Source organism: Candidatus Fermentibacter sp. (assembly GCA_030373045.1).
GTDB lineage: Bacteria > Fermentibacterota > Fermentibacteria > Fermentibacterales > Fermentibacteraceae > Fermentibacter.
In genome coordinates, this window is record JAUCPW010000018.1 from 16,878 (window position 1) to 37,502 (window position 20,625).

Here is a 20,625-nt window from a genome sequence, read left to right on the forward strand (position 1 = left end):
CGGTTCTCCGCGGAAGGGGAGCACCCCATGAAGAAGGCCCTGTTGACGGGCATCACCGGCCAGGACGGCTCGTACCTCTGCGAGCTCCTGCTCGGGAAGGGATACGAGGTCCACGGCATAGTCCGGAGGTCGTCCAGCTTCAACCGGAGCAGGATAGAGCATCTGATACAGGACGGCGACACCTACGGATCGAGGCTCTTCCTGCACTACGGCGACATGACGGATTCCAGCGCGCTCAACAGGATCCTCGAGAAGTGCGGGCCCGACGAGATCTACAACCTCGCAGCGCAGAGCCACGTGAGGATCTCCTTCGACATGCCGGAGTACACCGGAGACGTCGACGCCCTGGGTGTCGCGAGGCTTCTGGACGCAGTGAGGGAGGTGGGCCTGGCGCGGGAATGCAGGTTCTACCAGGCCTCCACCAGCGAGATGTTCGGATCGACGCCCCCCCCGCAGAGCGAACTGTCCCCGTTCAGTCCCCGGAGCCCCTACGCCGCCGCCAAGCTGTACGCGCACTGGATGGTGGTGAACGCGAGGGAGGGTTACGGACTGCACGCCTCGAGCGGCATCCTCTTCAACCACGAGTCGCCCAGGCGGGGGGAGAACTTCGTCACCAGGAAGATCGCCCTGGCCGCGGCCAGGATCTCGAAGGGGCTCCAGAAGCGGCTGGTGCTGGGCAACCTGGACGCCGGGCGCGACTGGGGGCATGCCAGGGATTATGTTGAAGCCATGTACCTGATGCTCCGGCAGCCCTCGGGGGACGACTACGTGATCGCCACCGGCAGGATGCACACCGTCAGGGAGTTCGCCGGGCTGGCCTTCGGCCGCCTCGGCCTGGACTACCGGGACTTCGTGGACACCGATCCGTCATACCTGAGACCCACCGAGGTGGACGCCCTGCGCGGCGACCCCTCCAAGGCGGAGAGGGTCCTGGGATGGAAGCCCGCCACGACATTCGAGGATCTGGTGAACGAGATGGTGGACCACGAGGTCGGGAGCCTGGAAGCGGGGAGCGCGGCGAGGTGAGGATCGCAACCATAGAGGCCTGGAGCGGTGCAGCCGGGGACATGTTCCTCGGAGCGCTGGCAGGGGCCGGCCTGGACATGGCGAGGCTCGAGGCCGGGGTCAGGAAGGTCGTGCCCGAAGGCTGGGCCATGTCCGTGTCCGAGGTCAGGAGGGCCGGACAGGCCGGCACGCGGGTCTCGATCGGGACCGGCGCTCCGGCAGGCGGTCCCGGCGGGCACAGGCACCTCGCCGAGATACTGGGCATGATCGACAGGGCGGGGCTCTCCGCCCACGCCTCGACCCTCTGCAGAGATGCTTTCGAGACCCTCGCGGCAGCCGAAGCGAAGGTGCACGGCTGCGCCGTTGCGGACGTGCATTTCCACGAACTCGGCGCGATCGACTCGATCGTGGACATCGCGGGCACGATGATCGGCTACGACATGCTGGGCATCACGGAGACCTGGTGCCCCGGGGTCTGCACGGGCTGGGGAACGGTCAACTGCGCCCACGGCGAACTGCCCGTGCCCGCTCCGGTGACGTCCGTCCTCCTCGAGGGGATACCGGTCGTCTCGGGTGCAGTGAAGGCCGAGATGACCACTCCGACGGGCGCCGTCCTGCTCGCCACGCTGGTCGACCACTGGACCCCGCCTCCGCCGGCCATCTGGGACCGCACGGGCCTGGGTGCCGGTGCGTCGGACCACCCGTCCCCCAACCTGCTCAGGATAAGGCTCGGGACGCCCGGTGTGCCCTGCTGCCCGCGCATGGACGAGGCCGTGGAGCTCGTCACCCTCCTCGACGACATGGACCCGAGGCTGTTCCCGAGGCTCCAGGAGGCGGTCATGGCCGCAGGTGCGGTCGACTGCTACGCGGCGCACTGCACCGGCCGCAAGGGAAGGCCTGCCGTCGAGATCACCGTGGTGTGCAGGGCCGAAGCCCTCGAGTCGTCCATCGACGCTCTCCTCCGAAACTCCACCACGCTGGGAGTGAGGATCAGATCAGCCGGATTCCGCACCCTCGACAGGAGCTTCATCGAGGTGTCCACCCCCTGGGGCACAGCGCGCCTGAGGGCCGGAGTCGCTGGGCGGCGCTACGTCAACGTCAACCCTGACTTCTCGGACTGCGAGGATCTCGCCAGGAGGGCAGGCCTGCCCGTGAGGGTGGTCCTGGACAGGCTCAAGACGATGGCCTCCGAGCTGGAGGGCAGAGAAGGCGGCGGCGATGCCGGAGATCCCTGAGGGCTACGACCCCGAGACTCCAGCCTTCGATCTCGCGCGCCGCAGGTTGAAGTCGGGGCTGCTGTTCGCCCTGGCTCTCGCCGCCTGCGGGGCTCTCGTCGTCTTCCTCTTCGGGCTCCAGCCCCCGATGCAGGGCACCGAACGGTATGCCGCCGTGGGCGACTTCCCTCCCGACCACGCCTGGTTCAACACCCCCGTTCCCATCAGCCTCTACGACGATCTCAGCGGCCATGTCGTGGTGATGCTCTTCAGCGAGTTCAGCCGCCTGTCCGATGTCCAGGATCTCTCCCTCTTCGACGACCTGGACGGGATCTATGCTGATCGCCCCGTTGAGATGATCGTGGTGTTCGTGCCTTCGGACTCGACCGTCGAGTCATGGAGGAACACGGTCTCCGACTGGGGGATCCGGGTCCCCGTGATCGTGGATTCCGACGGGCTGGTGTCGCAGAGCATGATGGCGGACAGGTATCCGCTCGTGCAGGTCGTCGACTCCCACGGGCGCGTCGCGGGGCGCTACTACGAATCGTGGACCACGACCGACCTCGAGGGGGTCGTGAACGACGTGCTGATGCTCGGGCAGGCGGGGCGCTCCCTGGCCAACGAGCCGTACGAGAACAGCCCGGGCGAGTTCATCCCGCCATCTCTGCGTGACGGCTCGCGATGATGCTGGCGGACGAGAAGCTCGCCGCGATCAGGTCCGGGGATGCCTGCGACCTCTCGAGGCGCGACCTCACGGACATCCTCGGCGCAGGCCCCTCCATGGACGAACCCCTCTTCCACGCGGCATCCGCCGTTCTCGAGAGGACGGTCGGACCCGCCGTCTACCTCAGGGGGATAGTGGAGATCTCGAACGCCTGCCAGAAGAACTGCTTCTACTGCGGGCTCCGGAGGGACAACCCCGGGGTGGCCAGATACAGGATGTCCTCCGAAGAGGTTCTCGAGGCTCTCCAGGAAGGCTTCCGGGCCGGTCTGAGGTCGTTCCTGCTCCAGTCCGGCGAGATGCTGGGTGACGAGCACATCGAGACCGTCGCACAGGTGCTCTCGGAGTGCGGCAGGCTCTGGGGCGACTCCGTCAGGATGGTGCTCTCCCTCGGCGAGCTGCCCCGGGCCGTTCTCGACCGCCTGTGGGCCGCGGGGGGGAGGCGCTTCCTCCTTCGGATCGAAACATCCGACCGGGAGCTGTACGGCAGGCTCCATCCCCGCGACGGCATCCACCGCTGGAGCGAGAGGGACGCCTGCCTCGGATACCTCTCCGCCTCGGGATGGCAGACCGGGAGCGGAGTCCTCGTGGGACTCCCCTGGCAGACGGTGGAGCACCTCGCGGGGGATCTCGAGTACCTGCGCGGGATCGACATCGACATGTGCGGCATGGGCCCGTGGATAGAACACTCCGGTACGCCCCTCTTCGAGGCCCGGGACTCGGCCCCTCCGGTCAGGGAAAGAGTGTCGCTGACCCTGAGGATGATCGCTCTTCTGCGCATCATGATGCCGGAGATAAACATATCCGCCACGACCGCCCTCCAGACCCTCGATCCGGATGGTCTGGAGAAGGGGCTCCAGGCCGGAGCCAACGTCTTCATGCCCAACCTCACTCCGGCCAGGTTCAGGGAGAACTACAACCTCTACGAGGGCAAGGCTCTCGTCAGGGACGACCTGGAGACGATCATCAGGTCGGGCAAGGCCAGGTGCGGCTCCGTGAGGAGGCTCCTGGTGCCTGACGATCCCGGGGATCCGCTCCACTACACCAGGAGGCTCGCGGCCCCCGGCAGAGGCGCAGAAGCCTCCGGAAAGGCGGACGGGGGAGTCCTATGATCATCAGGTCTTCTTCCGACGTTAGGCCGCAGCATCTCTCGGACACCGGCTATTCGAAGGTCGCCAGCAGGCTCCTGGCCGGCACCCGGGACGGCTGCAACAAGATCACGCTCAGGATGCTCACGATCCAGTCCGGCGGGCACATCCCGAGGGAGGCCGCCAGGGGCGAGAGGGTCATATACGTGCTCTCGGGCGGTGGCGAATACGTCGATGCGGACGGGTTCGCCCACGAGATGAACGCAGGCGACACGGCCGCCGTGCCGGCCTGGGAGGTTTTCCACATGCAGAACAGAAGCGGCGGGGACCTGGTGCTGCTGATCGCTGCGGGGCCGAACCAGTGACCCCGCGCGCGAAGCCCGATCCTTTCGAGGAGTACGTCAGGAAGGTGGCCTCGAGCTCCAAACCCCCTGCGGACAGCGAGGAGAAGCTCAGGGACGCCCTCGCCGGACCCGTCGAGGCGCCATCGGGAGCTCCGGCCGCGCCGGTTCCCGATGCGCCGGAGCAGGCCGCCACCGCCCCCGCCGGCCCTCCCGCCACCCTCCCCCTGCCCGAGATCATCATGGGCGGAGGCCTTTCGCCCGTGGAGGTGCTGGCTCTCTTCAAGGCCCAGATCGAGAGGTCGGGCGGAGCGTTCGCGGCAGGGCTGGGAAGCGATGCCCTCGACCTGCTGAAGAAGGAGTTCCCCGACTGCAGGTACTCGCTGGAATGCATGGCCGTGTCCGCCGGCCCCCCCGCTCCCTCCCCGGCGGATCCGCGTTTCGTGGCGCTCGTGACGTCGGGCAGGGCCGACATGAAGGCGGCCGCCGAGGCCGAGTTCCTCCTGTCCGAATGCGGCGTGCCCTGTCACATGTTCGTCGACTTCGGCTCCACCGGCATCCAGAGGCTGACCTCCTCGATGCAGGAGATAGGCGGAGCGGCGGTGTGCCTCGTGTTCGCGGGCATGGACGGGGGGCTGCCCTCGATACTCGGAGGTCTCTACGGAGGTCCGGTCGTCGCAGTGCCGACCTCGGGCGGTTCGCGCCCGCCGTTCGGCGGCATCGCCCCCCTGATGTCCATGCTGGCCTCGGGCACGCCGGGCATAACCGTGGTCAGCATAGACAACGGCCTCGGAGCCGCTGCCGCTGCTGTCAGGATACTCGGCCTGCGCGGAGGTGCCGCCTCTTGAAGTGCCTCGTGACGGGAGGAGCGGGCTTCATAGGCTCCAACCTCGTGCGGGCCCTTGTCGCACGGGGAGACGAGGTGCGGGTGCTGGACGATCTCTCTACGGGCCGCGCATCCAATCTGGAAGGCGTGGACTGCGAGTTCGTCCGTGGCGACCTCAGGGATGCCGGCGCGGTCGATGCCGCGGTGGCGGGATGCCTCAGGGTGTTCCATCTCGGAGCCCTCCCCAGCGTGCCCAGGTCGATCGCCGATCCCGTCAGGTCCAACGAGGTGAACGTGCTGGGGACCCTGAACGTACTCGAGGCGTCGAGGCGCCGCGGGGTGGGGAGGGTGGTGTTCGCCTCCTCGTCGTCCATCTACGGCGACCAGCCCGTGCCGGTGAAGTCGGAGGACCTGCCGCCCAGGCCTCTCTCGCCCTATGCCGTCAGCAAGCTCGCGGCCGAGAAGTACTGCCAGGTCTTCCACGGCGTCTACGGCCTCGAGACCGTCTGCCTGAGGTACTTCAACGTCTTCGGTCCCCGCCAGGATCCCGGCAGCCCCTATGCCGCGGTCGTCCCGATATTCACGAAGAGGATCCTCGACGGGCTGCCGCCCCTGGTGAACGGCGACGGATGCCAGTCGCGCGACTTCACCTTCGTGGACAACGTGGTGGACGGCAATCTCAGGGCAGCCGAGGCCCGGGGCGCCGAGGGGCTGGTGATGAACGTCGCCTGCGGAGGCAGCATCCCGGTCAACACGCTCGCCTCCGAGATCGCGAAACTGCTGGGTCGGGAGGACCTCGCGCCCGTCCACGCCCCGGAGAGGGCGGGGGAGGTTCGCGACAGCAGGGCCGACATAGGCCTCGCCAGGAGGATACTCGGCTACGAGCCCTCGGTGGCGTTCGAGGAGGGGCTCAGGCGGACGGTCATGTTCATGGCCGGAGGCGGCGCCGGACCCTGAGGCTACCGGCCGGGGCCGAACGCCCCCGGCTGCCCGATGCTGACGGTCCAGGCCGACTGGCCGTCGGAACCGGTCCCCCATGAGATCCTGGCAGGCCCGGCCGGAGTCCTGGCGCCCACGGAAAGCCCGGCTCCCCAGGATTCCGAGCCTTCATCGGGTTCGAGCGGCGTCTCCCAGTCCCACGATCCGGCCGCCCGGACCGAGGCGAAGAACGGGCCCCTGAAGTCCCTGCTGAGGTCGAGTCCCAGGGCGAACCTCTCACGGGCCGGGAGCGAGTTCCATGCGTGCCCCGGAATGGCGTGGGCGACTGTGAGCCTGTCGTACTGCCATTCCTCCACGTCCCCCGACGAGAGCCTGGTCCATCCCCAGAGCCTCGCCGAAGCCCTCCTCCCCATCGGCAGCACCCTCGCAAAGTCGATGTCGAGGATCTGGTGCACGTGCCTGAGAGGGCTCAGGGATATCTCGGCCCTCACCAGCCCTCCCTCCCTCGGGTTCATCGGGTCGTCCCAGGTCTGCGTCATGCCCCTTACGAAGATCCGGCCGAACGAACTCCAGCCTGCGCCGGGGGAGCACCTGGCCGTGAGGCCCGTCCCGATCTGCGACAGCCCGAACCAGCTCAGCGATATGCCGTGCGCGAGCTCGGCCGAGAGCCTGTTCTCGACGCTCGGGTCCGAACCGCTGTCGGACGGGGCCGGGACGACCATCTGCCAGGTCGACAGGGCGAGCTGCTGGAAGAACCTGCTGCGGGGCGCGTGGTCCGTGCCCGACATCTCGGCGAACGCATATCCGTCGCCTCCGCCGAGGCCGAGCGAGACCCGCCGGCCCGTGTCCAGGAAGTTCCTGGTGCGGATGCCGAGCCTGCCCTCGAATCCGGTCTCGTTGTGATAGGCCATGCCCAGACCTATCTCCGACGGATCGCGCTCCTCGAGATGCATCGTGAGGCAGGCCGCCCCGTCGCCCGACCTCGAGATCTCCGGCCGCACCGATCCGAAGAGGCCCGAGGAATACAGCAGCTCGACCTCGTGCCTGAGGCTCGAGGGAGTGAGCGTGTCGCCCCGCGACACCTCCAGCCAGGGGAAGACGGCCCTCTCCGGGAGCCTCCTGAGCCCGCCGAGCATCACGTCTCCCACCACGGTCCGGCCGCCGGTCGCCGGGAGACGGCGGAATGGCCTCCCGGTCAGTTCGGGGTAGCTGTCGAGGAGTGCGAGCCCGGCCCTGTAGCCGGCCGCTATCAGGGAATCGGCGTCACCGAAGTCCCAGAGGGCGGCCCCGCCCAGGTCTGGTCTCACGGTGTAGTCGGCCCGCCGTTCGTAGATCCCGTTCAGTGTGCCCATCAGAGCCTGCAGGGTGAGCGTCCCCGCCTCCAGCAGCGTGGGTTTCTCCGGCAGGGGGCCTCTTTCCGAGGAGACGTCGACCGCGATGACGGGCAGGCCCCAGGTGCGCGCCGCGATGTCGACCGGGAGGTTGTCGACCACGCCTCCGTCGACCAGGAGCATGCCCCCGTCCCTGACCGCGGGAAAGACAGCCGGGAAGGCCATCGAGGAGAGCATTGCGGTGGACAGTTGTCCGGAATCGCTGACGATGCGGCTCCGGCTCTCCAGGTCGAAGGAGACGATGCGCACGGGCACGGGCAGGTCGTCGAAGCCGTATCCCACACTGAGCTGCGTGAAGGAGGTGAGCGAGACGAGCAGGGATGCCACCCTCTGTGTGGAAACCGCGCCCGGGGGCAGCACCGGCGTCATGCCCCTGAGGCCGAGCGTGACGACCTCCATCTCGCCCTCGAGCCGCTGCGGCAGGAAGGACATCTCCCGCGAGGGCTCGGCGGAGAAGAGCTCTCCCCAGTCGATGCTCCGCGCTATGCTGTCGATCTGGGAGGCGGTCCAGCCCGATGCGTAGAGGCCCGCCACGAGACCGCCCATGCTGGTGCCGGCGACCGTCTTGACCGGGACTCCCCGCTCCTCGAACGCGAGCAGCACGCCGACATGGGCCAGCCCTCTCGCCCCGCCCCCCGACAGGGCGACCGAGTACCCCTGCACCTGGGAAAGCACGGCGGACATGAGCAGCATCCCCAGCATCGGTCTCCTCCGGAGGCTTTACCCGGCCGGGGCGGTCGGGTATCTTACTTTGGATTCACCTATCATACAGGATCGCATACACTCAGAAGGGAGCCCCTGTGAAGCTTCTGCTGTCCATGCTGGCAGTCCTGGCTACCTGCTCATATGCCGGACTCACCACCGTCGAGACATCGGTCGACGGAGTCGTCCTCGACCTCGACACGCCCTCTCCCAGGTTCGTCGAGACCGGGCTGGACGGCGGAGTCTACACCGGCGTCATGGTCGACGGCGCCGAGAACCTGGCCGAGGCAGGCCTCCCGGCCCTGCCGGTCTTCAGGACCTGGATCATCGCACCCATCGGCGCCGACATCGATGTCTCCCTCTCGGGCGAGAACATCAGCACCATGAACATCCCGGGCATCTCGGCCGTCGCCCCCGGCATCCCTTCCGTGCCGAAGGACATGCCGAGGGATTCGTATGATCTCGTGTTCGATCCCGCCGTCTATGTACGGGGCGAGGCCTATCCCTCCTCCTGGGTGCGCCTGGTCGACGCCGGGATGATGCGCGGCCGCCGGCTGATCCTCGTCGAGGTCGCCCCGGTCCGCTGGAACCCGGCCGACCGCTCCGTCGATGTCCTGAACTCCGCCACGATCAGCCTCGGCTTCTCGGGCGGCGACCTGGGCGCCACGTTCTCCGAGGCCGAGAGGATGGCCGCCTCCGGCTTCGAGCCCCTGCTCTCCTCGATGGCCGTCAACTACGGCACCTTCAACTCCTTCGACGGCACCGACTCCCCGATGGGCGGCTACCTGATCATCGCCCACCCCGACTTCTACGAGACCTCCATGGATGACTTCGTCACCTGGAAGTCCATGTGCGGCTATGAGGTGACGCTCGTCTCCACGGCCACCACCGGCTCCACCGCCGCCGAGATCGAGGCCTACATCCTCGACGCCCTCTCCACCTGGAGCACGCCTCCGCAGTACGTGCTCCTCGTGGGCGACACCGGCTTCGTCCCCGGCAACACCGCCACCGCCTACAGCGGCGTCACCGATCTCTACTACGTGACGCTCGACGACGGCGGCTGGGTGCCCGACGCGTTCATCGGCCGCTTCTCCGTCACCACCACCGGTCAGGCCATCATGATGGCCGACAGGGTGATAGACTACGAGCAGTGGGCCTACTCGGGTTCGGGCGCCTGGCTGCAGAGCCAGGGCTGGATCGCAAGCAGCGACAACTCCAGCATCTCCGAGGGCACCCACAACTACTGCATCACCAATTATGCCGCGCCGCTGGGCTTCACTGCCGACAAGCTCTACCCGGCCACCTACGGCTCCACCGCCGCGGACGTGGTCACCGCAGTGAACCAGGGCGAGTCGATGCTGACCTTCTCCGGCCACGGCTCCCAGACGAGCTGGGGCGACATGTCGTTCGGATCGAGCAACTTCAACCAGCTCACCAACGACAACATGTTCCCGGGCGTCCTGTCGCACGCTTGCCTGACAGGCGACTACGGCACCGCCACAGCCTGGTGCGAGACCTGGACGAGGACTCCGAGCAAGGGCGGCCTCTGGTTCTGGGGTTCCGTCCCCTCCTCGTACTGGACCGAGGACGACGTCCAGGAAAAGGGCGAGTATCTCAACTTCCTCGGAAACGGCATCTACTGGCCGATGGGCTTCCTCAACGGCGGCAAGCTCTCGCTGTATGCCTACCTCAGCGGCGGCGGCCTCACCAAGTACTACTTCGAGGGCTACAACCTGATGGGTGACCCGTCCGTGGAGATGTGGACCTGGCAGACCTCGGGCGGCGTGCCCATGACCATGAGCGTCTCGCACCCCGCCTCGATCAGCGGTTCAGGCCCTGTCACCGTCACGGTCTCCGGTGCCTCCGACGACGCGCTGGTCTGTCTCTACAAGGCCGGCGAGGTCCTCGAGCGCGACTGGACCACCGGTGGCAGCGTGACCCTGTACGTCGGCCCCGCCACCACCGGCACCATGAACGTCACGGTCCGCAGGCACAACTACAAGCCCTACATGGGCACGATCAGCGTCACCGGCGTCGGCATCGAGGGCGGCGAGCCCGCGGGCCCCTTCACGATGAGCTTCGCCAATCCGATGCCCGCGGCCGGCGTCGTGGCCATCACGGGTGAAGGCGCTGCCACGCTCGAGGTGTTCGACCTCACGGGCAGGATCGTGGCGAGACCCTTCCAGGGCGATGTCTCCGGCACGATGTCCGTGAACGCCACCGAGGGCCTGGCTTCCGGCGTCTACTTCTTCAGGCTGACGGGTGCGGGCGAGACGACCTCCCGCGCCGTGACGGTCATCCGCTAGATTCCCTGCAGGACAGGATCGAAAACCGGCCCGGGGCGACCCGGGCCGGTTCCGTTACCGCGGGGAAGGCCTGAAGTCCCCGACGTGACGAGCGACCCCGGGTGACAGGAAGGCCAGCCACACCGAGACCTCGCGCCCGAGCGCGTCGGCCAGGTCCTGCCCGTAGCCGGCCTGCCTCGCGATGTATCCCGAAGCCGCGGATGGCACTTCCGCCTCAGTCACGGAGTCCGTCTTGTAGTCCAGTGCGAAGAGCCTCCCGCCCTGTTCCGCGAGGATGTCGACATAGCTCCGGAGGCAGCCCTGGCGGCCCCGGGTGATGTACGGATACTCCCTGAGGGCGCGGGCCGTCTTCCGGATGTCGAACGGCAGCTTCATCGCGAAGAGGTTCAGGACCAGTTCGATCACCCTGGCAGGGTCGGCGCCGGAAGTGTCGCGCAGGGGTCTCCTCGCATCCAGCCATGCCTCCGGCTCCGCCAGGTCGATCTTCTCCAGGATCCTGTGCACGGTGAGCCCCAGCCTGATGGCCGGAGACCCGTCGGAGGCGTCAGGCGCCGGCTCCTCCGGGACGACGGCGGACAGAACGGGGAGCGGCCTCTCCGAAGGGACCTGCGCAGGATCGATCCTCCGGACCGCCCTGTGCACCAGACCTCCCGTTCCCGGGGCCTCCGAGACGTCCAGCAATCCGTTGTCCGCCTCCCAGGCTCCCCGCAGCGCATTCACGAGTATCCCGTCGAAGCCTTCGGGCGCACGAGGCGGATCCTCCCAGGCGGATCTCCGGACGAAGACCACGAGCCCAGTCCTTGCCCTCGTGAGTGCGACGTACACCAGGCGCCTGGCCTCCGCCGCATCCTGCTGCGCCTCCCTCTCCCTGAGCTCGTCGAGCAGCGGCGTGCCGAGGTCCGCACCGAAGGAGACGGCTGCCCTGCGGGCCTTCTCGTGGAGCAGGACGGGTCCTCTGGACCTCCTCGAATCGTGCTTCCCGAGGGGGGGGATGAGCATGACGCCGTCGAACGTTAGCCCCTTCGACTTGTGGATGGTGGTCACCGAGACGGTCCCCGGGGCAGTCACGGGGGAAGGCTCCTCCAGTATCCCCTCTCCGGGGCCATCGGCGAGGGCCTCCCTAAGGTCGGCGAGCGAGGCGAAAGCCCCGCCCGCGGCCTGCTCGATCAGAAAGCCCAGATTAGAGAGCCTCCGGTCGGGTTCCCATCCCGAGGCGGCGAGTACCGGTGCGATCTCGGTCTCGCAGAGCAGGAGATGGAGGAAGTCGCCGACCGGCATGCGGGCGGAGGCGCTGCGGAGCCGCGACAGCATCTCGCAGGCCCTGGCCGCCTGCGGTACCCTGCCGGCGAAGCCCTCCGGGAGCGAAGGCCATCCAGCGAGGCCCGCCGCCACCGCTCTCGTGATCTCACCGTCCTCCACACCGAAGAAGGGAGACCTCAGAGTGTGGATCAGAGCCCTCCCGTCACCCGGGAACGAAAGGCAGGAGAGCATCTCCCTCAGGTCGACGGTCTCCGGCCTCGCCTTGAATGTCCTCCCCACTGTCGCCGAGTACGGTATGCCGGCCTCCGACAGGCGTGCGAGAAGTATCCCCGCATGTGTCCCCGCCGTCATGAGGATGGCGGCCCCGCCCCGGGCGGGCTCCCCTTCCGGCCCGCACGCCAGGCTGCGGGCGCACCATCCGGCGGCCATGTCCACGAGTTCGCCGGGTGTCGGACCCGGATCGTCACCGGTCGCTGCATCGTCGAGAAGGACGACGACCGGTCTGGGGCCTTCGGGAGCGTCCGGCCGCGGCTCGAAATCCGAGTATCCGCAGTCGAAGGGGGAGGTGCCGCCGAAGATGAACGGCCCGGCCGCGTTGACCAGCGAGACGATGGCGCGGCTGCTCCTGAAGCTCACGGTGATCCTCTCCGAGAGAGTGCCCGCCGTGTCGGCCTCGAAGCCCCGGCGCTCCTCGGCGTATAGCTCGAGATCGGCCTGCCTCCAGGCGTAGATCGACTGCTTCGGGTCGCCGACCACCGTTATCGACCCGCGCCCGTAGCCCCCGGAGCCCGCGAGGATGCTCCTGAAGATGGCGATCTGCTCTGAACTCGTGTCCTGGTATTCGTCCACGAGGAAATGGACGAACCTGGAGGAGATGGCCCTCCTCAGGTCCTCCGACTTCTCGAGCGCCCCGCACAGGCGCGAGAGTATCTCGTCGAAGGACAGGTTCGACCGGTCGGATGCCCGGATCGAGCGGAGCCGCTCCGTGAACGGGGGGACGAGGCGCTCGAACTGCTCCGCCAGCGGCAGCGAGCGGAGGATCACCTTGAACCGCCCGAAGAGGCTCTTCGCCTCGGCCAGGGTCCCGTCCGGCCATGAGGCCTTCCTGCCGCCCTGGAGATTGATGGCGCCGACGGCCCTGTCGATCGTGCCCGGCGGGGCGTGGCCGTCCAGCACGGGCCGGGCAAGTTCGATGAAGCAGGCGATCTTCGAGGCCATCGCATCGGTCGGATCGGCCTCACCGGCAAGAGCTTCCAGCCGGGCCAGCGCCGATGACGCGGCGGCACGGGCGCCGGCGCCGTCGCTGCTCAGAGAGGCGGCATCCCCCGCCCAGGGCCTGGAGGCGAGGGTCATCGCGATGCCCGGCAGGCTGCTGCCGCAGGCGGCGACGAGGTCGGCGCACCCGGCGAGCCTCGCGGGGTCCTCCAGCAGGTGCTCCTCCCAGAGCCTCGACAGGTCGGCTGAAGTGAAGGCGCACGCAGAGATCTCGAAGGAGGGGTCCGTGTCCGTGAGGTGCGGGTACTCCCTGAGCATCGAGGATGCGAAGGAGTGGATCGTCGTCACGTAGGCCCCCGGGATCTGCGCCGACAGCCTGCGCTTGAGCTCTCCTTCGCCGCCTTCGTCGGGCATTGCCGCGATCCTCGACCTGATCCGCCGCCTGAGCTCGGCCGCAGCCGCCTCGCCGAAGGTCAGGACCGCCATACTGTCGATGCCCCCGAAATGCCGCGCGAGCCGCATGACCCTGTCGGTCATCAGGAACGTCTTGCCGGTGCCGGCGCTGGCCTCGACGGACACGGACCGCGACACTTCGGAGACTATCATCTCCCTTGCGACGGCGTCGGCAGGGCGGGGGGGCTCAGGCATCCTCATCGACGCCCTCCGTACCGGCATCCCAGGAAGGCAGCTCGCCACCGGGCCCTCTTGTCGCGGCCAGCTTCGGCCCTATCCTCTCGTCCGGCCCCTTCCTGCAGAGCCCGGCCGCCCAGCAGCCCCTGCACGGGGCACCGGTGAGCGCTCCCGCGGGTGGGAACATGCCGGCACGGATCGAGCGCACCGCCGACTCCGCGCGCGACAGCGAGGCTTCCATCACCGGCCCGAGTTCGTCCCGCCCGAATGTGGTCTCGAGGGAGGGCTTCGAGGCATACAGCAGGCCGGCCCTGTCCACGGGCGTTCCTAGAGCTTCGAGGATCGCGGCGTAGAGAGGCACCTGGAGGTATTCGCCCCCGTCGATGCCCTTCCGCACGGCCCGGAGGCCCGGGGTCGCGCTGCCCGTCTTGAGATCGAGGACGACCCTCCCGGCCCCGTTGCGCAGGATCATGTCGATCCTTCCGGCGAGCTCGATGCCGCCCGCCCCGGTGCGTGCACGGCGCCCCGTCTCGATGGAATCATCCCCGTCGGGCTCCAGCCCCTCGTCCTCTAGGAAGGCCAGGATGCCTGCGAGCTCTGCCGCGGCCGCCTCCGCGAACCTTCCGGCGAGCACGGGGCTGCCCATCAGCCCTGCGAGATCGAGCTCCGCACAGGCCTGCGCGACCGCCCCGGAGGCCGGCCTGCCCGGCTCGGCGAGGCAGAGGGAGAGGGCTCTGTGCATGACGTTGCCCCTCGCTAGGGGGGGAGGCTTCGAGAGGATCGCCGCATCGCACGGTTCGGCCAGGTGCCAGAGCCTCGCGGCCATGTAGCGGAACGGGCAAGCCGCCCAGTCCTGGAGCCTGGAGGGCGAGAACGCGCCGTCGGCCAGCCCGGGCATCGCGCCCAGGATTCCGTCGCCAGGGCCGAACGGCGATCCGCGGTCGAGCCTGGAGGCCTCGACGGCGCAGGCCTCGGCGAAGAACGGCCTGTGCAGGGGGAGGGTCCCTCCGAAGGCGTCCCTGGTATCCGCCTGGCCGGCCCGTGAGCCCCCGAAATGGATGGAGACGGGGTCGGCCGGGAGCGTGGATGCACATCCCGCGAGCATTCCGGCGATCCGCTCCGAAGGCTCCACGAGGGGCTCGATGAACGGCGACCAGGAGACCTCGCGGCCGGCGGCGTCCATGGTCATCCTCACCAGCGTGAGGCGCTCGCCAGCGCATTCCAGAACCTGCCTGAAGAGAAGAGCCTGCTCCGTCTCCCGCAGGGACGACGGAGGAAGCTCGAGGCCCTTCCGCAGAGCATCGGGCAGCCTGGGATCGTTCCTGGCCACCCCCGGCAGGACGTCCTCCTCGAGGCCGAACACGATGACGTGGCGGAAGCTCGTGCCCCTGGCCTCCTCCATCTCGAGGAGCTCCACCGATCCCGGGGTGCCCGGCCTCTCCATGAAGACCGTCTCGAGGATCACGTCCAGCATCTCCGCGAACCTGTCGAATCCGACGCTCCCGCGGTACACGGGCGCGGCGAGACCGGGGAGCGATCCGACCGCCGCTCCGGCATGGCCGTCCGGCCCGGTGAGGATCATCGCGGCCCTGCACAGACCTTCGAGCATGACCCCCGGCGGGGCGGTGCCGGGGATCAGTGCGTCACCTTCGAGGAGGGCCTTCGCGAGCGCGGAAGCCCGTGCGTGGACGGCCCCGTCGAGAGCCGCCATCCTTCCGAGCATCTCCCTGCCCCTTCTGACCCCCGATGCCTGCAATGCGAGCGCGATCTCGTCGGGCGAGGCCCGGAATGCGTCCGCCACCGCCGCCGAACCGGACACGCGGGTCAGCAGGCCGTGGTGGAAGTCGAGGTTCCTCAGCCTGGCGATGTCAGAGAGGAGCGAACCCGCGGGCAGGCTTCCGAGCCTGCACTTCCAGGGCCGGGCGACCGGGATCCCCTCCGCCCTGAGGAACGTCTCGACGGTTTCGAAGGCCTGTCCCTTCCCTACGACCGCGGTCTGCGAAGCGGGGATCCCTGATGCGGACGGACCCGCGAGAGAATCGATCACGGCCCTCGCGACCCCGGCCGGGCCGGGCGCGTTCACCAGCCTGAATCCCTCCGGGATGATCCTGATGTCGCCCGAAAGGAGGGCATCGGCAAACGTGAGGAACCGGGACGGGGGGCGGTTCGAGTCGGCGCGCATCCTGTCGCCGGCCCTGCCGTCCAGCAGGAGTCTCGTCGGCCTGCCGATCCCCTTCCAGGCTTCGAGGGCGGACGGGACCGGGCACATGAAGACCACGCAGGGGAGGGATTCGACCAGGTGCCTCAGCATGCGCCTCTGCAGGGGGTTCAGGTCGAGGAACCCGTAGAGGATGATCGAGCGGTACCGGGATGGCCGTGACGACAGGGCCGACATGGCGGCCTGGTCGTGAGTGCCGGGGAAGAGGCCCGTCCTGAGCCGCACATACTTCCGGAACGCGATCCCGACGGCCTCGACCGTGCTCCGTTCAGCCGCGGTGACGGGATCGCCCCCGGATTCGGATACGAAGGCGCTCACGTCGTAGGAGGCGGGATCTATGCCCCTGTCCAGCAGATCCTTCTCGAAGAATGCGGAAAGGGAGCGGGCGGCATGGGCGACGCCCGAGAGCGCGGAGTAGGGCAGTCCGGCCGGGATGGATCCCATCGCATCCATGGCGAGCAGCGTGCGGTCAGCCTCGCCCGGGTCCTCGCAGGAGAAGGGATCGGAAGCGAGCCTGGCGGCGAGCTGGGGGAATCCGGGGAGAACCTCCAGCCCCGGCAGGATTCCCTCGCCGGCATCGGCGAGCACCCGGAGGACCCTCCTCTGGAGGGCCGATCCCGCCGGGACGAGGGCTGCGGGGCCGAGGGCAAGGGCTCTGGAAACCTCGCCGGGAAGGACCGATTCGAGCGCCCTGTAGTGTCCTTCGATCAGTTTGAGCATGTTCGAAGATACCGGGCGACAGGGAACCCAGGGAGTCGACAGGCGGGAGGACGCGTTGAGCAGGTCGGGCGAGCAGGCTTCCGATGGCAGGAAACTCGTTGCGCTGAGGCAGAAGATGTCCTCGGCCAACCCCTACGAACTCGGCCGGATGAGGGCGCAGGCGGTACGGCTGCTGTTCAGGCTCGGGAATCCTGCCGCCGCCATGGACGAGGCCAGGCTCCTGTGCGGGGAGCAGCCGGACAAGGCCTACTCCTGGATGGTATTCGGAGACGCCTGCGCCACTGCAGGCGCCTGGCGGGACGCCCTGGAGGCCTTCCTCAGGGCCGCGGCCCTCAGGAGGGAGGCGGGGCAGGAGGCCGAGGCGCTCAGGACCGAACTCGGTCCGGCATACCGCACCGCGGAGGGGCTGGGAGACATCGGGAGATGTCTCGGCCTCTCGTCAGGAACGGGCGGGGGCCTGCTGGGGCGCACCCTGCATGCCAGGGCGCTCAGGCTCTCCGGGAAGGATTCATCCGTACCGGCGGCCCCTGCAGGGTCGGGGTTCCTCGTCGAGGGGCTCCATGTGCTCGAATCCTGCCACAGGGGAGCGAAACCCTACGGCCTGCCGGACATCGTCCTCGGCTGGGGAGCCTCGGAACCGGAGTGGAGATGGCGGATAATGGCCGAAGGGATGATCCTCTTCAGGGAGGCCGGCCTGGCGCAGAACCCCTGGAAGAAGCCCCTGGCGTCATTCGAGGGGCCGGTGCTGGATCCGCGGTACAGAGAGGAATCGAAGCTGGTCGCCGCCCTGATGGAGAAGAAACCGGCCGTGCCGTGACCGGCCGTTTCTGATTAGGATACGAATCCCGGCTCGACCGGGGAACCACAGCCATTCATCGGAGGATCTCTCATATGGCTACTATCAAACCGTTCATGGGTCTCAGGCCGCGACAGGGCATGGCGGAGAAGGTCGCCGCCCCGCCGTACGACGTCCTCGATTCCGACGAGGCGCGGGAGATGGCCGCGGGGAACCCGTGGAGCATCCTGCACTGCACGAAGCCCGAGATCGATCTGGACGGCTCGATGGATCTCTACGACGACAGGGTCTATGCGAAGGGGGCCGAGAACCTCCGCAGGTTCATCGAGGAGGGAGTGCTGGTCCAGGACGACGTCCCGACCTTCTACTTCTACAGGCAGACCATGGGGACCCACTCCCAGACCGGCCTCGTGGCCTGCGCCTCGATCGAGGACTACGAGAAGGATGTCATCAAGAAGCACGAGTTCACCCGAAAGGACAAGGAACTCGACAGGATAAGGCACATCGAGGCCCAGAACACGCAGATCGGACCAGTCTTCCTCGCCTACAGGGACGTGCCCGCGATGGAGGAGGCCAGGGCGCGGGTCTGTGCCGCAGCCCCCGACTGCGACTTCACTTCGGCCGACGGGGTGGGCCATGCCTTCTGGGTGGTCAGGGATCCAGGGCTCGTGGACGACATAGTCCGCGTCTTCCAGGCGATCCCGTTCCTCTACGTGGCCGACGGGCACCACAGGAGCGCCGCAGCGACGATCATCGGCCAGAAGAGAAGGGCCGCCAATCCGGCCCATACCGGACGCGAGGAGTACAACTTCTTCCTCAGCGTGATCTTCCCGCAGAGCAACCTCCAGATCATGCCCTACAACAGGGTCGTCGCCGACCTCTCGGGCCACTCCCCCGAGGAGTTCATGAGGCTCGTGTCGGGCAACTTCAGGATCTACGAGGACCCCGCCCCCACTCCCGCCGAGACCGGACACTTCTCGATGTACATCGGAGGCAGGTGGCTCGGCCTGGAGGCCCTCCGCGGCAGCTACCGGGCCGACGATCCCGTCGGGAGCCTGGATGCCAGCATCCTCCAGCGGAACCTCCTGGCCCCCATCCTGGGTATAGATGATCCGAGGACCAGCAGGAGGATCAACTTCGTCGGAGGCATCAGGGGTACCGGCGAGCTCGTGAAGCTCGTCGACTCCGGGAGGTATGCGGTGGCTTTCTCGCTCCATCCCGTTACCATGGACCAGCTCCTGTCGGTGGCCGACAGCGGGAACGTGATGCCGCCGAAGTCTACGTGGTTCGAGCCGAAGCTCCGCAGCGGGCTCGTGGTCCACCAGCTCTAGCGAAGCAGCCATGAGAACGGCCTGGATCCTCCTCCTCCCGGCTGCCTGCGCCCTGATCACCGCCTCGTGCGGGGGGAGCGACGCCTCCCGCGCGGTGGAGCGGTTCGCGGATGCACTGGCGGATTCCTCCTACGACGAGGCATGGCAGCTTGTCACGCCCTCGAGCAGGCAGCTCTACGACTCCACCGTCGTGATACTCCATCATTTCGGGTACGCGGAGGCGCTGACGCCGCTGACTGAGCTGGCCGGCGAAATGACCGAGGAGGAGTTCCAGGCCCTCGACGGGCGCCGGCTCTTCTCCCTGATGGTGGCTCGCTCGGAGACCGCTCACGCCCTGAGCACATCTATCAGGTCGGTCACTTACAGGGATTCGACCCTGGCCGTGGTAGTGGTGAGAACCGGCGAGGGGCCGCAGGAGGTCCCCGTCAGGCTGGTGGAAGGCGCCTGGCTGGTCGATCTGACGGGCCTCGCGCCACCCGCAGAGGAAGGGGAATAGCATGCCGGGCGTAACAAGGGGCTGGGTCGTCTGGACGGTGGTTCTCGGTTCTCTCGGGCTCTTCCTCATGCTCTGGGGCTTCGGCGTGCACGTGGGCCGCTGGTGGCCGATCCTGCTGTCGATGGGGGGTGTCGCATCGCTCTGCAGGGGGATCGACCGCAGGGAGAACGGGGTGCTCGGATTCCTGCTGATCGGGTGGGGGATCATCGGGGTGCTGGCCCTTCACCACGGCCTGCTCGGGATCGTGGCGATCCTCCCGTTCCTTCTCGGGGCCCTGGTGCTCTGGATACCGATCGCGATCCTGATCGCCCCCCGCCGCTGACCCCCCCATCCGGTCGGTGTCAGAGGAAAAAATGTAAAGTAATCAGGGTAATTGATGATCGAGCGAATTTAAATGTGAAGGCCGGTCGCATGACCGGCCTGTCCTTATAAGGAGGGGCGGGGATGGGTCGTCGAGTGAGACTCGATCAGACGGATTCTCTGCACCACGTGATGACGAGGACCGTCGAGAGAAGGCCGCTGTTCGAGGATGACACCGACAGAGTCGCATTTCTCGATGTGCTTTCCAGGGTCTGCTCGCTGACCGGCACGAGGATTCTCGCCTGGGCGCTGATGGGAACCCACGTCCATCTCCTCGTGAGATGCGCCGAGTATCCCCTTTCCGGCTTCATGCAGCAGATTCTGTCGAGCTATGCCCGCTGCTTCAACCGGAGGCACGACAGGACCGGCCATCTCTTCGAAGACAGGTTCAGATCGATCCTGGTCAACGACGAGAGCTACCTTCTGTCCGTCATCCGGTACATCCATCTCAATCCCGTGGCGTCGGGGATGTTGGATTCCGTGGAAACTCTCGGGAAGTATCCCTGGACCGGCCATAGAGCCGTTGTCACAGGTGTCGCGATCGACGGTCAGGACATCGACGGGGTGCTGTCGCTCTTCGGAGGGAGCAGGAGTGAAGCCCTGTCGTCATATCTCAACATGATGGAATCGGATTCTCCGGCATGGGAGTACGGAGGAGAGGGTTTCATCCTCGGAAGGAAGGGTGTTGTCAGCAGCAGGCTGTCAGATCTGATCTCGATGGACTCCCCTCGCCGGACAGGACTGCTGGGGGATGTGGAGTCCAGTGCAGCTGTCGCAAGATCTGTGGTCGGATCGGTTTCGATCGATGTGAGGAACAGGGCGGCCGAACACGAAAAGGTCGAGTCAATCCTGAGCGAGACTCTCTCGAGGTTCAATCTGAGTCCCGGGGTTCTCACAGGGAATTCTCGAAGGGGTTCAGTCACACAAGCTCGAGCATATGCGGCCAGACGCCTCGTGACAGAGGCGGGGCTGAGTTTCACTGAAACGGGCAGGTTGCTCGGGATGACCAGACAGGGCGTGAACTATCTATTGAACTGCAAGACGATAATAGTCCGATAACACGAAA

16 protein-coding genes are annotated in these 20,625 nt (G+C 67.4%); 13 read left to right on the plus strand and 3 right to left on the minus strand.

The window, feature by feature from the left end; translation table 11 throughout:
* Positions 1–27: 27 nt before the first annotated feature.
* The 7 genes from gmd to QUS11_03600 are packed head-to-tail and all read left to right on the plus strand — an operon-like array spanning position 28 to position 6,152.
* Complete coding sequence (gene gmd, locus QUS11_03570) at positions 28–1,026, plus strand: GDP-mannose 4,6-dehydratase (protein MDM7992368.1); 999 nt, start codon at positions 28–30, stop codon at positions 1,024–1,026.
* Positions 1,023–2,240 carry a nickel pincer cofactor biosynthesis protein LarC gene (larC, locus tag QUS11_03575; protein ID MDM7992369.1) on the plus strand — a complete coding sequence of 406 codons (1,218 nt, stop codon included), beginning with the start codon at positions 1,023–1,025 and terminating at the stop codon, positions 2,238–2,240. The genes gmd and larC overlap by 4 nt, the downstream gene beginning before the upstream one ends.
* Positions 2,224–2,904 carry a hypothetical protein gene (locus QUS11_03580; protein ID MDM7992370.1) on the plus strand — a complete coding sequence of 227 codons (681 nt, stop codon included), beginning with the start codon at positions 2,224–2,226 and terminating at the stop codon, positions 2,902–2,904. The genes larC and QUS11_03580 overlap by 17 nt, the downstream gene beginning before the upstream one ends.
* A complete protein-coding gene (gene hydE, locus QUS11_03585) occupies positions 2,901–4,052 on the plus strand; it encodes a [FeFe] hydrogenase H-cluster radical SAM maturase HydE (GenBank protein ID MDM7992371.1) in 1,152 nt (383 codons plus the stop codon). Before QUS11_03580 ends, hydE begins: the two co-directional genes overlap by 4 nt.
* A complete protein-coding gene (locus QUS11_03590) occupies positions 4,049–4,393 on the plus strand; it encodes a cupin domain-containing protein (GenBank protein ID MDM7992372.1) in 345 nt (114 codons plus the stop codon). The genes hydE and QUS11_03590 overlap by 4 nt, the downstream gene beginning before the upstream one ends.
* Positions 4,390–5,217, plus strand: coding sequence for an AIR carboxylase family protein (locus QUS11_03595; protein ID MDM7992373.1), 828 nt, complete (start codon positions 4,390–4,392; stop codon positions 5,215–5,217). The genes QUS11_03590 and QUS11_03595 overlap by 4 nt, the downstream gene beginning before the upstream one ends.
* On the plus strand, positions 5,214–6,152 hold the full coding sequence (locus QUS11_03600) for an SDR family oxidoreductase (GenBank protein ID MDM7992374.1): 939 nt from the start codon (positions 5,214–5,216) through the stop codon (positions 6,150–6,152). Before QUS11_03595 ends, QUS11_03600 begins: the two co-directional genes overlap by 4 nt.
* A gap of 2 nt (positions 6,153–6,154) precedes the next feature.
* Here QUS11_03600 and QUS11_03605 read toward each other — a convergent pair whose 3' ends face one another.
* On the minus strand, positions 6,155–8,227 hold the full coding sequence (locus tag QUS11_03605) for a patatin-like phospholipase family protein (GenBank protein ID MDM7992375.1): 2,073 nt from the start codon (positions 8,225–8,227) through the stop codon (positions 6,155–6,157).
* Between the two features lie 98 nt (positions 8,228–8,325).
* Between QUS11_03605 and QUS11_03610 the strand changes: the two genes are divergently transcribed.
* Positions 8,326–10,533 carry a C25 family cysteine peptidase gene (locus QUS11_03610; GenBank protein MDM7992376.1) on the plus strand — a complete coding sequence of 736 codons (2,208 nt, stop codon included), beginning with the start codon at positions 8,326–8,328 and terminating at the stop codon, positions 10,531–10,533.
* 54 nt (positions 10,534–10,587) lie between these two features.
* Here QUS11_03610 and QUS11_03615 read toward each other — a convergent pair whose 3' ends face one another.
* Complete coding sequence (locus tag QUS11_03615; protein MDM7992377.1) at positions 10,588–13,662, minus strand: UvrD-helicase domain-containing protein; 3,075 nt, start codon at positions 13,660–13,662, stop codon at positions 10,588–10,590.
* Positions 13,649–16,576 carry a PD-(D/E)XK nuclease family protein gene (locus tag QUS11_03620; protein ID MDM7992378.1) on the minus strand — a complete coding sequence of 976 codons (2,928 nt, stop codon included), beginning with the start codon at positions 16,574–16,576 and terminating at the stop codon, positions 13,649–13,651. The genes QUS11_03615 and QUS11_03620 overlap by 14 nt, the downstream gene beginning before the upstream one ends.
* Before the next feature lie 55 nt (positions 16,577–16,631).
* On the opposite strand from QUS11_03620, the gene QUS11_03625 reads away from it, so the two are divergent.
* From QUS11_03625 to QUS11_03645, 5 genes are all read left to right on the plus strand, one after another.
* Complete coding sequence (locus QUS11_03625) at positions 16,632–17,393, plus strand: hypothetical protein (protein MDM7992379.1); 762 nt, start codon at positions 16,632–16,634, stop codon at positions 17,391–17,393.
* 74 nt (positions 17,394–17,467) lie between these two features.
* A complete protein-coding gene (locus tag QUS11_03630) occupies positions 17,468–18,703 on the plus strand; it encodes a DUF1015 family protein (GenBank protein ID MDM7992380.1) in 1,236 nt (411 codons plus the stop codon).
* Between the two features lie 10 nt (positions 18,704–18,713).
* On the plus strand, positions 18,714–19,199 hold the full coding sequence (locus QUS11_03635) for a hypothetical protein (protein MDM7992381.1): 486 nt from the start codon (positions 18,714–18,716) through the stop codon (positions 19,197–19,199).
* Position 19,200: 1 nt separating this feature from the next.
* Complete coding sequence (locus QUS11_03640; protein MDM7992382.1) at positions 19,201–19,521, plus strand: hypothetical protein; 321 nt, start codon at positions 19,201–19,203, stop codon at positions 19,519–19,521.
* 134 nt (positions 19,522–19,655) lie between these two features.
* Entirely contained in the window at positions 19,656–20,618 is a 963-nt protein-coding gene (locus QUS11_03645) for a transposase (protein MDM7992383.1), read from the plus strand.
* Positions 20,619–20,625: the final 7 nt, after the last annotated feature.

Excerpts from the sequence above, each read along its gene's own strand:
- QUS11_03590 (MDM7992372.1), top strand. The coding sequence starts at position 4,049 with ATGATCATCAGGTCTTCTTCCGACGTTAGGCCGCAGCATCTCTCGGAC.
- QUS11_03630 (MDM7992380.1), top strand. The coding sequence starts at position 17,468 with ATGGCTACTATCAAACCGTTCATGGGTCTCAGGCCGCGACAGGGCATG.
- QUS11_03620 (MDM7992378.1), bottom strand. The coding sequence starts at position 16,576 with ATGCTCAAACTGATCGAAGGACACTACAGGGCGCTCGAATCGGTCCTT.
- QUS11_03605 (MDM7992375.1), bottom strand. The coding sequence starts at position 8,227 with ATGCTGGGGATGCTGCTCATGTCCGCCGTGCTTTCCCAGGTGCAGGGG.
- QUS11_03580 (MDM7992370.1), top strand. The coding sequence starts at position 2,224 with ATGCCGGAGATCCCTGAGGGCTACGACCCCGAGACTCCAGCCTTCGAT.
- hydE (MDM7992371.1), top strand. The coding sequence starts at position 2,901 with ATGATGCTGGCGGACGAGAAGCTCGCCGCGATCAGGTCCGGGGATGCC.
- gmd (MDM7992368.1), top strand. The coding sequence starts at position 28 with ATGAAGAAGGCCCTGTTGACGGGCATCACCGGCCAGGACGGCTCGTAC.
- QUS11_03635 (MDM7992381.1), top strand. The coding sequence starts at position 18,714 with ATGAGAACGGCCTGGATCCTCCTCCTCCCGGCTGCCTGCGCCCTGATC.
- QUS11_03640 (MDM7992382.1), top strand. The coding sequence starts at position 19,201 with ATGCCGGGCGTAACAAGGGGCTGGGTCGTCTGGACGGTGGTTCTCGGT.
- QUS11_03615 (MDM7992377.1), bottom strand. The coding sequence starts at position 13,662 with ATGAGGATGCCTGAGCCCCCCCGCCCTGCCGACGCCGTCGCAAGGGAG.